Here is a 15,482-nt window from a genome sequence, read left to right as displayed (position 1 = left end):
AAAGCTTTGTTAAAGTCACCCCATAAGACCGCTGATTTAAGAGCAACTTGCAGGCGGTATACAAATGTAGCTAAAGCGCAGTGTTGTAACAGCCTTCAAGCGTATCAGCCTTCCCGCGTATTAGTCTCCAAACGTATACCCTCTCTACAGTTCATCTATCAGCTTCAACCCACCCGGATGAGGAATGGATCATTGTGGAACAGCTTAACCTGACTTTTTTTTCCGAGCTGCAAGGCCAGCCTACACATAGTCTCAGTGCTGACTATCGTGTATTCATGCGTGCATATCTGAAAGCAGGTTACAGCGCCCCGATGCAAAGCCTGAGAAGTGAAGTGTTGATCGGATTACCCGAACTTGAGGCCCTGTGCTATCAACAACACCTGGAACCCCTGATCCGCCGTTATACAGTGCTGCTGGAGCAAAAGTACTCAGTCAAGGTTAAAACCATCGACATAGAGTTGCAGTATTACCCGCACTTCGGCACACAGGGTAAAAAAGAGGAGCACGCAGCCTGAGCAGATGCTGTGTCAGCTGTAAATTGAAGGGGCCGACTGACGGCCCCTGTACCAAAGAGGTTAGGCCTCTTCGTTAAGCTGAAGTGTCGCGAGCGTTCTTTCTCTGATCGACTTCAGCAGTGCCGGATCATCGGCCAGCGAATGACCGTAAGACGGTATCATTTCGCAAAGCCTGGCCTGCCAACCCTCAGAATTAAACCGCTCTTTGAAGCAGCGCTCAATAATATTCACCATTGTCTGAGCGGCTGTTGACGCGCCAGGTGAAGCCCCCAGCAGAGCCGCGAGCGATCCATCCGCAGAGGTGATCACCTCTGTGCCGAACTCCAGCTTCCCACCCTTCTCTGCATCTTTCTTGATGATCTGGACACGCTGACCGGCAATCGAGAGCTTCCAGTCATCGGCTTTGACATCCGGGTAGAAATCCTTCAGCGACGCAACACGATCGCCATGGGACTGCATCACTTCGCTGATCAGATAGCGCGTCAGATCCATATTATCCCTGGCCACCGACAGCATCGGCTTGAGGTTGCCCAGGTTGACCGACTTCGGTAGATCCAGGAAAGAGCCCTGCTTCAGGAATTTGGTAGTGAAGCCAGCAAAAGGACCAAACAGCAGTGCCTTCTTGCCATTGATGATACGCGTATCCAGATGCGGAACAGACATCGGCGGCGCACCCAGTGGTGGCTTGCCATATACCTTGGCATGATGCTGCTCAACAACTTCCGGCGTGGTACATACCAGCCACTGGCCGCTGACAGGGAAGCCACCATAGCCTTCACGCTCTGGTATGCCCGACTTCTGCAACAGCGGCAAAGAACCACCACCCGCACCGAGGAAAACAAAACCGGCATCGATCTGATATGACTTGTCATCCGCTTCATTGCGGACCTTGACGACCCAGCGCCCATTCACCTGCTGAAGATCTTTTACGGCATGACTGGTCAGCAATTCAAAAGAAGGATGCTGCTGCAGATGCTCAACCAGATAGCGGGTCAGTGCACCAAAATCTACATCAGAGCCATAGCTGACGCGTGTACCGGCAACTTTCTGATTAGGATCACGGTTCTGCATCACCAGCGGCATCCACTGGCGCAGCTGCTCTGGATCTTCACTGTATTGCATATCAGCAAACAGCGGATGAGCGCTCAGAGTTTCATGGCGCTTGCGCAGAAAGGCAACGTTCTCCTCACCCCAGACGAAACTCTGGTGAGGGGCCTGATTGATGAAAGCCTTGGGGGCCGGCAGCATTTTCTGCTCAACCAGCCAGGACCAGAACTGCAGACTGACTTCAAACGCCGTGTTGATCGCAAAGGCCTTGCGGGTATCGATCGTGCCATCCGCCAACTGTGGCGTGTAGTTCAACTCGCAATAGGCTGCATGGCCTGTACCGGCATTGTTCCAGCCACTGGTACTTTCCAGTGCAACCTGGTCCAGACGCTCGATCATTGCAATTTTCAAACCGGGATCAAGCTGTTTAAGCAACATCCCCAGGCTGGCGCTCATAGCGCCCGCCCCTACCAATAAGATATCGACTGTTTTCAAGGTCATTAAAATCGTCGCCATTTGAAAATAAAACGCGATTATATAGACCTGAGAATTGTTAACAATTATTCGTTGGTGTAATTGGCAAAACTTTTTTGCACCTGCACAACAATAATTACGCTTCAGGCCTCTCCATTAGTGGCGGTAGCGGACAATCAAGACTATCAGCCACCGCTCGCAATAATTCTGCTTCAGTGATGGTAATTTCACCATCATCCTCAATACAGACTGCCAGAGCCTTTAAAAGTGCCGGTTTTTGCAGAGGCTTCAGTTGCGCCAGTTTGCCAAGAGCCTTATCCAGCTCATTGAGGCTGACCGACTCACGGCTGCCAATGGCCGGAAGGGGCATGGCCAGGGTCGCAACCGCTGCCTGATAAGCCTGCGTGGCCTGCTCCATATTCTGGTTACCGGCATGCGCCACCATGGTCAGCAGTTGGGCGACCTCCTCACTGCACTGATTCAGGTCAAAACGCTGCCGCCCACGACCCACTCCTTCAATATTGCGAGTCACGATTCTGAACAGAGCCCACTCCATCAGGCTGACTCTGTTATCGGCACGAATCAGCAACGTCAGACAGCGTTTGAAGATCATGTACTGGTCATCTGTCAGTTGCTTCAACGCAGGCAGCGACAGCTCCACCAGTGGCAGTCTCAGGTGAGGATCCAGCGCTACCAGCTTATTCAGCAGGCGCTGCAGCTCACTGAACACATCAGGCAAGGCATTTAGCTGCAAGCTGTCGAGTTGCTGTTGACGGATATCCGGCTGCTCACTCAACAACAGACCATAGATCACAGCTCGGGCAGAGTAAGGCTCATGGGCGGCTTGATAAAGCTGCTCATCAAGACGCTCCAGCACCGACTGCGCATAGGCCAGGTGGCGACTCCCGGGTTGACCGATGGCTGCGATCGACTCCTGAGCTGCATGTTGCGGCATTCCGCCAGCGACACCGCCAGACATACCGCCAGATGTGGCAGCTGTGGCGGCCGTCCCGGCCAGAATACCCGTCAAGAGCTGTTCTCTTTTACGCTGCATCTCATCGGTGGCATCCTGCGAAGCCTCGGTGCGTGAGGCTGCCTCTTCAAGACTGACTCTTACAAAGCGTCCATCCCAGTTAGGCTCTACACGCCGGATACGCTCATTCAACGGTGGGTGAGTGGCCATCAGCGAACTGAAGGCCATCTTGACCCCTTGTCCGAAAAACATATGACTGAATTCAGCAGCATTGGAAGCACTGAGCTGAGAACCGTGACTATAGCCACCGATTTTTTTCAGGGCACCTGCGATACCCTCTGGTTCGCGGGTAAACTGAACAGCCGAAGAGTCTGCCAGATACTCACGCTGACGGCTCACAGCCGCCTTGATCAGATTACCAAAGAAGGTTCCGGCATAGCCGACCACTGCCAGGCAGGCCCCAAGAGCCAGCACAACAGGCACGGTGTTGTTCTTGCGTGATGAGCCTACTCTTTGATAACGCACACTTCGCAGCAGAAAATAACCGATCAGGCCGATCACCAGTATTCCATTCAGCAAGGATACCAAACGAATATTCAAACGCATGTCACCATGCAGAATATGGCTGAACTCATGCGCAACCACGCCTTGTAACTCGGTTCGGTTGAGCAGTCGTATACAGCCTCTCGTGATACCGATCACGGCATCCTGGGGCGTATAACCGGCGGCAAAAGCATTGATCGCGTCGTCTTCCATGATATAGACAGGTGGTACCGGCATACCGGAGGCAATTGCCATCTCCTCAACTATGTTCAGGATGCGCTTTTCATCCGCATCCTGTGTCGAGATATTAACCAGCCGCCCCCCCATCGCTTCGGCAACAGCCACACCGCCACTGCTCAGCTGCATGCGCTTGAACAGGCTCCCCAGCAGCACAACAGCAATCACGGCCGCCGCCACACCGCTGAGCAGTGCCCAGTTATCAACCGACAGCGCACGTGACAGCTGCTCACCACTCAGCGCGCCACCGGACATGGAAGCTGTATCCACCCCGGTCATGATATGCAGCACAATACCGACTGCCAATGTTGTGATGACAATCAGACTGATAATCGCCAGCCCGAAAAACAGCACCAGCATTTTGGTGTTGCGTCGGGCCTGATCCTGATGCTCAAAAAAATTCATCTGCGTCCCTGATGTAAGGCTAAAATTTCAGTTATCCGATCAGAAGGAGATTTTCGGAGCCGCCTGTATTGCAGCACTATCCTCAAACTCGAGCAGCGAGGCATCAGGCCCATGACCGAAAGTGGGTGCCAGAACCACCTGAGGGAAGCTTTGCTTATAGGTGTTATAAGCCATCACGGCATCGTTGAAGGCCTGACGAGAGAACGCCACTTTATTCTCGGTCGAAGTCAGCTCCTCAGACAGCTGCTGCATATTCTCAGACGCCTTGAGATCAGGGTAGGCCTCCATCACCACGCTCAGGCGCCCCAGCGCGCTGGTCAAAGCACCTTCGGCCCCTGCCAGTTGAGCCATGGCACCGGCAGCACCAGGGTCAGCAGCAGCGGCTTTCAAGCCCGCCATTGCGGTATTACGGGCATTGGTGACAGCTTCCAGTGTTTCACGCTCATGCTTGAGATAACCCTTGGCGGTTTCAACCAGATTGGGTATCAGGTCGTAGCGACGCTTGAGCTGTACTTCAATCTGGGCAAAGGCGTTCTGAAAGCGGTTTTTCAGTGCCACCAATCGGTTATAGATGCCGATGACAAAAAATACCAGTCCGGCCAGGACAGCCAGTATGACAATCGTTGTAATTTCCATATTCATTCCTTGTGCTAGAGTTGATCTGCTTTACACATATTAGCACGCTCATCCGGAGGTGAAAGTAGATTGAAACTTGTGTTTAATTTCTGAGTCAAATCGTAACATCTGCCGTTAACATGCAAGGAGTTGGTCATGTATAGAATGAAACAGACATTTGGGGCGTTACTGCTGAGCCTGGCACTGATCCCTTCAGCGCAGGCAGTGGAGTACTGGACAGGCGGCATAGGTTCGGAATCACGTCAGGAAGCACCTGCCCATAACACGAAAGTGGAATTTTTTGCTCGTGATGGCGCTTTTCTGGCCGACATAGATTTCACCCTGAGCCGTGAATCAGGAGAGGTATTGGTACAGGGTGTGGCGGATGGCCCCTGGTTGATTGTCGACCTGCCTGATGGCAGTTATCGCCTGACCGGTGTCCTGCAGAGCACCCAGGAGGTTCAGACAATCACCTTCCGTGTCAGTGGCCAGTCAAGACAGACGCTGGGGCTGAGGTTTAATCCCTAGATGGCAAACGCCCCGGCTCTACCGGGGCGTTTTGTATTCTGACTCTTCCTCAATCGATTTCCTCAATCGCCCATCGGCAACGAGCGTTGTTCACGCACTGACTTCAGCGAGAACCAGCCAAAGAAAGCAGCCATCACCAGATAGCCGAAGGTGAAGTCCTGCGCCGCGTTCAGCATCATCTGCGGGGCGTGCATCAATCCGACAAAGGAGCAGGCGGCCGCGATCAGCGCATAAATAGCCGCCTGACGGAATTTGAGATCAATCACCGATACGGTCATGGCCCCCAGCAGAATGGCGGTGAACATCGCTCCCTGCCCCAGTACGACTATCGCACTGGAGATATTATCCACGACATCACCGGCCCCCCGATTGAAGCGGGTCATCACGTAGTTGGCAAAATAGGGCAACATCGCCAGCGCAATCGCCGGATAGTAGCGCGTCTCGTTGGTCTGGAAAGCGGTCGCTATCATCGACATGCCGACAAACACCAGGATCGGTGCCACAACAGATACAGGGATGATCGCGGCCAGTGCTGCAATCAGACCAAACATCGTGGCGATACCATATACAGCTCCATTGAGGATACTGTATCCACGACCAGCCCCCATCCATTTCGCACCCACAGTCGCGATATAGACAGTGGTCGGGAATACACCGCCAAATACAGCACCCAGCATGGTACCTACACCGTCAACCGCCTGACACTCACGGACATCATATTTGTCACCGGCCGCTTCCATCGCTTCAACGTTGTTCATGGTTTCTATCGCGTTGTAGAGCGTGATCGGCAGTACGACTGTCAGAATCGCCAGCATGGTGGTGAACAGCAGTCCCAGCCCTTCATACCAGGCTAGGCCCGGCAGCAGTGGATAAAAACCGATATGCGTGAAGGCATCGGAAAACTTGGCACCATCCGCTGCGCCAATCAGGTAGGCCATAGCCGTTCCTATGACGATGGCAAAGAGCGAAGCCGGCATGCGAAAGGGCATCGCCACTCGCGCTACCAGCCCCACAATGATGATGGCCAACACCAGCAGACCAACTACGGGAATCTCCAGTGTTTTGAACAGCATTTCACCAGCGATGAAGGTCAGGGCAACACCGGCGACGGCACCGAGCATCGCTGCCCGAGGCAGATGCGACTGCACCCAGCGGCCAATCAGACTGATGGCCACTTCGATGGCACCGCTGAGAAAACAGGCTGCAACGGCAATTTTCCAGGCCAGCACCTCATCGCCTGTCAGTGCCTTGGCAGGCAACAGCACACCAAACAGAAAGACAAACATGACCGGTGTGCTGATACCGTAAGATAGTGCTGTGACATCCGCTCTGTTTTCCTTGCGCGCAAGACGGGCGGCACTCCAGGCGTAGTAGAAGTTACCCACCATGACCGCAACGGCAGCTCCCGGGAGCACCTGACCAAATACTATGGCAGGCGAAAAGCCCATGCCCAGCATACTGATCGCAATAATGACGAAATTCGCAATGTTATTCTGGAACAGGGCAAAGAAAGCATCAGTATCTTCCTTCTTATACCAGGGATAATGGACAGGTTGAGTGGCCATGGGCATTCCTTATTATTCTTTTGTTAGTTGGGTGTGCGGATCTTTATATGGTGAGAGGAGTTTAGCAACGTTTTTCAAATTTGACTATATAGTCAGCTTTATGTCATAAAACTTCTAATCTATTCCGACTTCAGACCTGATATGCTCAGCACTATCAAAGCCCTCAGCTGCCTCGACACCGCAGATGTCCAGCACTGATATCCAATCATCGAGGCAGGGCTGAAGTCGGCAAGCTGACCTGACACAACATCCGGGTGCTTATCCCCCGCCATCGATCAGGCAGCGCACAGGTTTCACTATCTGCAAGAGCATAAAACAATGCATATCATAGTAGTTGGAGGCGGAGCCGGCGGTCTGGAGCTGGCTACCCGACTCGGGCGCAAGCTCGGTCGGCGTAAAAAAGCTGAAATAACCCTGGTTGATCGCAACCAGACCCATATCTGGAAACCCTTGCTGCATGAGGTAGCCACCGGATCACTGGACACAGGAACCGACGAGATCAGTTACCGTGCCCATGCTCACAACCACCACTTCCGGTTCGTATTGGGTAGTCTGAGTCAGGTTGACCGCGAAGCCAGAACCATCACACTGTCGGCGCTGACCAGCAGTGAAGGCCAGGAGATACTGCCCGAGCGCACACTCAGCTATGACTATCTGGTGCTGGCAATCGGATCTGTGTCGAATGATTTCGGTATTGAGGGTATAGCCCAGCACTGCATGTATCTGGACAGTCCACAACAGGCCGAGCGGTTCAGGCAACGTCTGGTGAATGGTTTTCTGCGCCTTAATCAGCAACTGGAAACCGATCCACAAGCGCGCCTGCGCATTGCGATTGTCGGCGGTGGCGCTACAGGGGTAGAACTGGCTGCCGAGCTGTTCAATGCGGCGGAGCTGTTCAAGGTGTATGGGCTGGAAAAGGTGACGCTTGACCATCTCCAGATCACGCTGCTGGAAGCCGGCACGCGTATTCTGCCTGCTCTGCCCCCCAGAATCGCTGCATCAGCCCGTGATGAGCTGGCCAAGCTGGGCGTAGATATCAGAGAGGGAGCACAGATCGTCAAGGCTGAGAAAGGGGTGATGCATACGCAGACATGTGATCAGATTCATGCTGATCTGATGGTCTGGGCAGCAGGTATCAAGGCTCCGGATTTTCTGCGTGATATTGAGGGGCTGGAGCTGAGCCGTAACAACCAGATAGTCGTGACACCCTCGCTCCAGGTAAGCAATGACCCTCATCTGTATGTATTGGGTGACTGTGCTGCCTGCCCGCTACCTGATGGTGGCTGGGTGCCACCCAGGGCACAGTCAGCGCACCAGATGGCGACGCTGGTGTACAAGAACCTGGTCGCCTGCCTGAGCGGGAAACCACAAAAGCCCTTCAAGTACAAAGACCATGGTTCATTGATCTCACTGAGCCACTACAGCACCGTCGGTAGTCTTATGGGCAACCTGACCCGCGGCAGTATGATGATCGAGGGCAGGATTGCGCGGGTGGTTTACATCTCACTCTACCGCATGCACCAGCTGGCGCTGCATGGCTGGATCAGAACCATCCTGATGACCGTTGTGGAAAGGGTCAACCGGATTCTAAAACCCCGCCTGAAGCTGCACTGATGCCCGTCAGAGCGTCAGTCCGCCGGGACTGTTCGCTCTGCTGCCCAGCGCCGCAGCGCCTCGATTTTTTCAGCCATCACGACTGACAAAGGTCGCGTGCGCCGCAGTTCATGCAGCAGCATATTTGCATTCACAGGCTGGCCTGTTCCGTAGGATTCATAGAGCGCAGATACCACTGCCTGCTCCAGCTCCGCACCCGAAAATCCTTCCGACGCCGACACCAGCAGTGTCAGATCAAAGCTGGCCGGGTCAAGGTTACGGCGTTTCAGATGCACCTCGAGAATGGTCAGCCTGGCTGCAGCATCGGGCAGATCAACAAAAAAGATCTCATCAAAGCGGCCCTTACGCACCAGCTCCGGTGGCAAGGCTGCAATATCATTGGCCGTCGCGACCATAAATACCTGATCGGTACGCTCAGCCATCCAGGTCAGCAGCGCCCCCAGTACACGTCTGGAGGGTCCCGAACCTTCGCTGCTGTCAGTGCCTATCCCCTTTTCTATCTCATCCATCCAGAGCACACAGGGCGCCATCACCTCTGCCGTGCGCAAGGCATCACGCAGGTTACGCTCAGTTTCACCATGGTATTTGTTGTACAGGGTGCCGAAATCAAGTCTCAACAGGGGCACGCCAAAACTGCCTGCAACGGACTTCGCCGCGAGGCTTTTGCCACACCCCTGTACACCCAGCAACAAGATGCCTTTGGGTGGCTCCAGCCCCGGCGGTGGAGATCCACTGAAAGAGGCAGCGCGACGCTGCAACCACGACTTGAGGTGTTTCATACCGCCCAGATCGGAAAAACGCGCAGTATCATATTCAAATGACAGTGCCCCATCACCCTCCAGCAGGCGGTACTTGGCCTGCATCACGGCAGGAATATCCTCCTGCGTGATGGCGCCGTCCAGATAGATCGCATTACGTATCAGCCGACGAGCATCCAGCAGCGGCAGCCCTGCCAGATTGCGCACCAGCATATCCACCGCTGCGGCATCGGCACGCACACGCTTGCCGACGTTCTGTGCGCCCCACTCTCGGGCCACCTCATTGATGATGCGCCGCAGTGCATCCGGACCAGGAAGTGAGAGCTCAAACCGGGCACTGTAGCGTGTCAGCTCTCCCGGCAGCTGTATCTCGTGACTGAGCAGAATGATCGTTGCACCCCACTGCTCGCACTCCAGTGCAATATCCTTGAGCATGCGTACATTGATCGGATCACTCAGATAGGGATGAAAGTCCAGCAGTACATAAAGCCCCGCTGTCTTTGCACTGCGAATATGACCCAGCACGGCGGCGGGTTCAATATTGTGCCGTTGTGCTGCCATATCCTTGTCCAGTCGGCGCAATCCTTCGGTCACCGACCAGCGATAGAGCTGCGCCATCATGCGCTGAGAAAGGCCCAGCAGCAGTTCCAGTACGCGGGCCTCTTCATGGGTTTCGACCACCACCAATGGTGTGCGCGAACGCAATATCAGCTCCAGATCCCTGCTATCGTCCAAAACTCTGTCCTCATGTCATGCTGATGGACAGTTTCCGATCCATCAGGTTTTGAATGCTTTGACGAGACTATCCAATTGTTGGGACAATCTTGCAAGTGATGTCGAGGTGTCCCTGACCTGCTCCGACATTTCATTCACTCGCTGTGCATCACCATTGACCTCTGCAATATGGCGATTGATCTCTTCAGCCACCTGATGCTGCTCTTCTGCCGCTGCCGCGATCTGAGTATTCATATCGCGGATCATATCCACGGAAGTTCTGACACGATCAAAGCTTTCACTTACCGCCTGGATGCTGGCAACCGTTTTTTCTGTTGCCTGCTGGCTGGCAGACATGCGCTGACTCACGTGGGTAGTACGCGTATTAAGCTTGTTAAGCAGAGCATTGATCTCCTCGGTGGACTGAGCCGTCCTTTGTGCAAGTCCACGCACCTCATCTGCCACGACGGCAAACCCTCTGCCATGATCACCAGCACGAGCCGCCTCAATAGCCGCATTGAGCGCCAACAGATTGGTCTGTTCGGCCACACCACGAATGGTATCCAGTATCAGGTTGATATTTCGGGAGTCCTCCTCCAGTTGCACAATCGCACTGACGGAATCTTCAATCTCAGTGCTGAGTCGGCCCACTTCAGTCACAGCCATATTGATGCTGGCCTGGCCATCCTGCGCTTCATGATAGCCCGTATCAGCTGCCTGGGCCGCATTGCTGCAGGACTTGGCCACCTCATTCGCTGTGGCCACCATTTCATGAAACGCAGTTGAAACCATATCAACAGAGTGCCCCTGCCGCCCGGCAGTATCTGTCATATCATGCGACAATTTGGTTGATTCTGCAGAGGACATCTTCAACCCTTCTGCACTTTTCGTAATCTCAGATACCAGATTACGGATAGTCTTCAGGAAGAGGTTAAACCAGTTCGCCAGCTCAGCCAGCTCATCCTTGCCCTTGACCGACAACTCACGGGTCAGATCCCCCTCGCCCTGAGCGATCTCCTTGAGACTGGCAGAAACTGCCCGGATCGGCCGGACAATCACATCTGCCGTCAGCTTACCGATGAGCGAAAAGAGCAGCACCATTGCCAGAACTATCAGCGACAGAAAGCCTATCATCCGATTAGCAGGTGCCATCACTTCACCATGCTCAATCAGACCGATATAGCGCCAACCCAGTCCCGGAGACTCATAGACTGCCACCATATAATCCTTGCCCGACAAGCGGATACGCTCGCCCCCTTCTGCGGCTTCAAACAATGACCGATAATCTGCTGAAAGCTCCTGAATATTCTTGAAGTTATGCTCCGGGTTAGCTGCATCGACCAGAATATTGCCACTGGCCTCAAGCAGCATCAGGTAACCGGTTTCACCCAACTTGATATCACGCACCATCGCAGTCAGTTGCCCCAGCGACACATCCAGACCTATTGCTCCGCCCTGTCTGCCCAACTGATTGGCCGTGCTCATGACAGTACTGACAATCACGGCATCGTCTGGCTCCCAGTAATAGGCTGAGGTTCTGACGGGCACATCGGGTTGTGCCATCGCGGCCTGATACCATGGACGCTGACGTGGATCGTAACGTGCTGATACGCTGCCGAGAGGCCACTGGATGTATGATCCCTCCACCGTACCCATATACACATACGCCAGGCCTGGATGAGTGGCCGCAAAATGGTTGAAAAGCTCAAACACCTCCTGCTCTATCCCCCCGGCCTTATCAGGCGCCATGACCATCTCGGCGCTTGTCAGATAATTGGTGATACCTGAATCGACCTGGGCCACCAGCGGATGACTGGCGAGGAAATGGACACTTTTATCGATGGCATCAAAATAGACCTGCATTGCATTGTCTATCTGACGGATTTCGCGTGTTGTACTGGTTTGGAAAACTTCCTCAGCCTGCATACGCAGGTTGGTAACCACCACAACAGATATGATCACAATAGGCAGTACCGCCAATGCGATAAAAGCCAGAATCAATTTTGTTCTTATTTTCACTGTATGAGCCTCACCAGTAAATCGAATTTCATCACTATAGCTCTTACTGGAGTATTTGCAGTTATCCCATACGTCTTGCTGCTAACTCAGTACGACAGCACAGCTCTTCTTGCTGCCTGATAGCATCAAGGGCTGAACATACCGGCCGATAGCCTGATAAGCTGGTCAGTTGAAGGCAACTGAATCAATCAGGGAACCGGCTATCAGAAGCCGGGATGATACGGTCCAGATGCACAGCTCGCCCGACCTCGGGATCAAACCGGAAGCGCCCCTCCACCTCAACAGCCTGACCCAGAAAGGGTGCGGCCAGCTCTTTTGGAAAGAGCTCAACACGATTGTAGCGCTCATCCTCGATCCAGTAGTGCAAGGGATCGGGATGATGACGCAACACCCCCTGTGTTCTGACAAGGCGATGCTGCCAGGCACTTTGTTGCGCAACCAGATTTTCCAGTGTCAGATCCAGATAGGCACGAGCTCGGATCAGTGCTGAGAAATTGTTTTCCCTTGGATCATGCTGCTGTGCGATCCTGCTCTCGGAGCGCAGTTGATCAAGCGCAATATCCTGCGCAAGCCACCCCTTGTCCTGCGCAAACCCGTCACCAAAGCCAGGCAGCAATACCCTGTAATCAAACAGGTGCCGCCAGACCCGGTAATCCGGATCATGGCGCAGAAGGCTCGTGACACAGTTGTGCAGGAGAGTATTGTAGAAAGCAGGTGTATGGCTGAGACTGGCGGCATCGCTCATCATGCCGCGAAACAGATGCTGTTGCTGCTCAGGCGTCAGCGTCATCTCATACAGATGAACCCGCTCACCCCGTACATGACTGCGCAGACCGATGATATCTGCCTCCGTACCCAACACGATCATGCGATTGTACTGGCGCAATAAGCCGGCAAAGGGGCTGTACTGCTGATCTGGACGCAGTCTCGCCTCAACGGAAGCAACCAGAAAATCCGCTTCCTGCTCCGGATCTTCATTGGCAAATTCAAAGCTGAGAAATGCGTGTGCAAAGCCATGATCAGAAAAGTGAGACAGCCCAAACCAGACGCGCTGCAGCTGCTCGGTGTTGTAACTGTGATCGAAATAATCGGCAGAAGCCGGCATGTCATCAGCCTGATAGCGAAAGTTACGAATATCACGGATGAGGTAATCATCGCCCTGCTGCGCTATAACAGGCAACCGGGTCTGTAAGGGGTGCCATTCTCCCTCCTGTTGCGGCTGCTGAACCAGCAGCCACAGGGTCAGTAACACGAGAGGAGAAATAAGAAGAATAATACGGCGTAGCATGTGACCTTTTTCCCTGGCTGTTTACACAACTGTCATTACGGCAAAGTTGCCGCCAAGGCCACATGCTAAAGGCAAATCTACTCCTTGTCTTTACCCTTGCACTCCTCCTTGAGCTGCTTCACACGATCAAGACCCTTCAAGCGCTGGGCATAAATCACATCCAGTTTGATGCGGATATCATCCGCATCCTCACGATCAGGACGCTTATCGAGCTTTTCCTTCAGATCGCGCTCTTTCTGCTTCAGTTTTTTCAGCAGTTCACGGATCGATTTAATCTCTTTCTGCTGCGTTTTGGTATCCGCATCCAGAAATCGGGTCAAGCGTGACAGTAGGTTCTTGGTTTTCATGAGCGCGATTCACCTGATTGATCCTGAGGCTGCTTGTCTGGTTGCACTGCTGACGCCATACTCTGAATTTCATGTTCGTCCAGAGATAGCAGATCGTCAACATTTGACGTGGCCGATGAGAACAACACCTGCGCTGCGTCAATCAAATTCTGACAAACATCATGCGCATAGGCCTCATCATTCATGATCGAAGTCGCAACACTGGCTGTAAAGCGCCGATGGCGGATCATCTCATCTATCTCATCCATCAGCGAGCGACTGGATTTTTGCAGAGAAACCCTCAGCGCGTCCAATGACAAATTTGTGACATCCTCAGGTTCTGCTTTACGTAACTGGCGTAACTCACGCAATAACCTCGCCACTACCAGGCGCATGGAGTCGTAGCGTTCACGAATGGCAGGGTTTGGAGACATGCCATATCGACTCAGGTTCTTATGCAGATGCTTCATCGCCTTGATCGCTTCGACAATATCACGGCTAGCCTGGCGCAACCGATACAGCTCCTCAGAACTAACCTGAGTCGTCTCACGCGACTGAGCCTCACCGATGAAGGAGACGATGTCGCTGTGCAGGCTTTTGATTTTCTGCTCATAGAGATCATCCACATCCAATGACATGATACGGCGCGTGTATTTCACCGCTTCGGACAGCGAGTCCTCCGAGTCGATCACACTGCGCCGCAGACTAAGGCCATGTGCCAGCAATCCCCAGGCATTATCAAACAGGTGCTCGACCTCCTTGCGCACGGCGGCAACAGCAGTGCTCGGCGTATCCAGAGCATCAGGGTAGAGATAAAGCGGCTTCTCGGATCCGGATGGGGTGAAGGTGACATAGTGCATCAGCAACTGCTCGAACTGCTTCACCACCGGCAGAATCAGGAGCACACCAACCAGATTGAACAGGGTGTGGAACAGTGCCAGTTTAAGCATGTGATCCTGTTCAGCAATACCTATCAGCGCAGCAACATGATCCACCAGCCAGGCAAGCTGATTGATGAAGAGAATGCCCACAGCCGCAGTCATCAGATTGAACCCCAGGTGTGCAAACGCAAGTCGCTTGCCACCCAGGTTTGCAGCCATCCCACCCAGTGCCGTCGTGATGGCGCTACCAAGGTTGGCGCCTATCGCCAGAGCCAAAGCATTCTCATAACTCACCTGCCCTGCCGCCAGGGCCGTGAGAATCACCAGCAGCGTGGCATGACTCGACTGCATGATCACGGTGATCAGCATGCCGATCAGCGTGAAAAGAAGCACCCCGGCATAACCGGATACAGCAAAGGCAGAGAGATCAAAGCCCTGTTGCAGCGCCTCAAACCCCTCCTTCATGAAGTGGATACCAAGGAACAGGAAACCCACTCCCAGCAGCAGATAACCCACCCCTTTGAGGCTTTTGCTTTTCTGCAACATGAAGATGACGCCAAACACCAGCATCGGCATGGCATAGCCACCGATATCGATACGCAGCCCCAGACCCGCAATCAGCCAAGCGCCGGTGGTGGTGCCAAGGTTGGCACCGATGATGATACCAATGCCGCCTGCTAGCGTTATCATCTCGGCACTGACGAAAGAGATGGTCACCAGCGATACCAGCGTACTTGACTGCATCAGGGCTGTACTACCAATACCAAAGGCAAGGCTCTTCCAGAGCCGGTCGGTGGATTTACGCAACAGCACTTCGAGTGTGCCGCCGGTAAAGGCCTTGAACCCCTCCTCCAGACACATCATGCCAAACAGAAATAAAGCGACCCCAGCTGCCACCTCCTTGAACTCTGAACTGGCCCAGAAGCCATAGGCCAGTACCAACAGCACCAGTGGCAATACAAAACGTCTCAACATCTCGG

At 53.7% G+C, this 15,482-nt stretch carries 12 protein-coding genes; 3 read left to right on the top strand and 9 right to left on the bottom strand.

Features of this window, described 5'->3' with window-relative positions:
* Positions 1-194 precede the first annotated feature (194 nt).
* Positions 195-515: a hypothetical protein gene (locus F7R27_RS12240; RefSeq protein ID WP_151704559.1), complete on the top strand. Its 321-nt coding sequence runs from the start codon at positions 195-197 to the stop codon at positions 513-515.
* Between the two features lie 60 nt (positions 516-575).
* On the opposite strand, the gene mqo is transcribed toward F7R27_RS12240, so the two are convergent.
* The 3 genes from mqo to F7R27_RS12225 all read right to left on the bottom strand — a co-directional run bounded on the left by mqo (position 576) and on the right by F7R27_RS12225 (position 4,830).
* Positions 576-2,063: a malate dehydrogenase (quinone) gene (mqo, locus tag F7R27_RS12235; protein WP_240776360.1), complete on the bottom strand. Its 1,488-nt coding sequence runs from the start codon at positions 2,061-2,063 to the stop codon at positions 576-578.
* Between the two features lie 109 nt (positions 2,064-2,172).
* Complete coding sequence (locus F7R27_RS12230; protein ID WP_151704557.1) at positions 2,173-4,194, bottom strand: M48 family metallopeptidase; 2,022 nt, start codon at positions 4,192-4,194, stop codon at positions 2,173-2,175.
* Between the two features lie 39 nt (positions 4,195-4,233).
* Entirely contained in the window at positions 4,234-4,830 is a 597-nt protein-coding gene (locus tag F7R27_RS12225; RefSeq protein WP_151704556.1) for a LemA family protein, read from the bottom strand.
* A 135-nt stretch (positions 4,831-4,965) separates the two neighbouring features.
* Here F7R27_RS12225 and F7R27_RS12220 point away from each other — a divergent pair, with 135 nt between their 5' ends.
* Positions 4,966-5,337, top strand: coding sequence for a hypothetical protein (locus F7R27_RS12220; protein WP_151704555.1), 372 nt, complete (start codon positions 4,966-4,968; stop codon positions 5,335-5,337).
* A 62-nt stretch (positions 5,338-5,399) separates the two neighbouring features.
* Here the strand turns inward: F7R27_RS12220 and F7R27_RS12215 are convergent, their stop codons facing one another.
* Complete coding sequence (locus tag F7R27_RS12215; protein WP_151704554.1) at positions 5,400-6,902, bottom strand: NCS2 family permease; 1,503 nt, start codon at positions 6,900-6,902, stop codon at positions 5,400-5,402.
* A gap of 318 nt (positions 6,903-7,220) precedes the next feature.
* Here F7R27_RS12215 and F7R27_RS12210 point away from each other — a divergent pair, with 318 nt between their 5' ends.
* A complete protein-coding gene (locus F7R27_RS12210; RefSeq protein WP_151704553.1) occupies positions 7,221-8,516 on the top strand; it encodes an NAD(P)/FAD-dependent oxidoreductase in 1,296 nt (431 codons plus the stop codon).
* Between the two features lie 14 nt (positions 8,517-8,530).
* Here the strand turns inward: F7R27_RS12210 and F7R27_RS12205 are convergent, their stop codons facing one another.
* The 5 genes from F7R27_RS12205 to F7R27_RS12185 form a co-directional block, all read right to left on the bottom strand.
* Positions 8,531-10,009, bottom strand: a complete 1,479-nt coding sequence (locus F7R27_RS12205; RefSeq protein ID WP_151704552.1) for an AAA family ATPase — start codon at positions 10,007-10,009, stop codon at positions 8,531-8,533.
* A 42-nt stretch (positions 10,010-10,051) separates the two neighbouring features.
* Positions 10,052-12,007 carry a methyl-accepting chemotaxis protein gene (locus tag F7R27_RS12200; protein WP_151704551.1) on the bottom strand — a complete coding sequence of 652 codons (1,956 nt, stop codon included), beginning with the start codon at positions 12,005-12,007 and terminating at the stop codon, positions 10,052-10,054.
* A 184-nt stretch (positions 12,008-12,191) separates the two neighbouring features.
* Positions 12,192-13,295 carry a lipoprotein N-acyltransferase Lnb domain-containing protein gene (locus F7R27_RS12195; RefSeq protein WP_151704550.1) on the bottom strand — a complete coding sequence of 368 codons (1,104 nt, stop codon included), beginning with the start codon at positions 13,293-13,295 and terminating at the stop codon, positions 12,192-12,194.
* Positions 13,296-13,372: 77 nt separating this feature from the next.
* Positions 13,373-13,642, bottom strand: a complete 270-nt coding sequence (locus tag F7R27_RS12190) for a hypothetical protein (RefSeq protein ID WP_151704549.1) — start codon at positions 13,640-13,642, stop codon at positions 13,373-13,375.
* Positions 13,639-15,477 carry a Na/Pi cotransporter family protein gene (locus F7R27_RS12185; protein WP_151704548.1) on the bottom strand — a complete coding sequence of 613 codons (1,839 nt, stop codon included), beginning with the start codon at positions 15,475-15,477 and terminating at the stop codon, positions 13,639-13,641. The genes F7R27_RS12190 and F7R27_RS12185 overlap by 4 nt, the downstream gene beginning before the upstream one ends.
* Between the last annotated feature and the right edge of the window lie 5 nt (positions 15,478-15,482).

It is taken from the genome of Nitrincola alkalilacustris, from assembly GCF_008973755.1.
In the GTDB taxonomy this organism is placed as follows: Bacteria; Pseudomonadota; Gammaproteobacteria; order Pseudomonadales; family Balneatricaceae; genus Nitrincola; species Nitrincola alkalilacustris.
The sequence above is the reverse complement of the archived record's forward strand: the minus strand, read 5'-3'. Positions and strand labels throughout refer to the sequence as shown.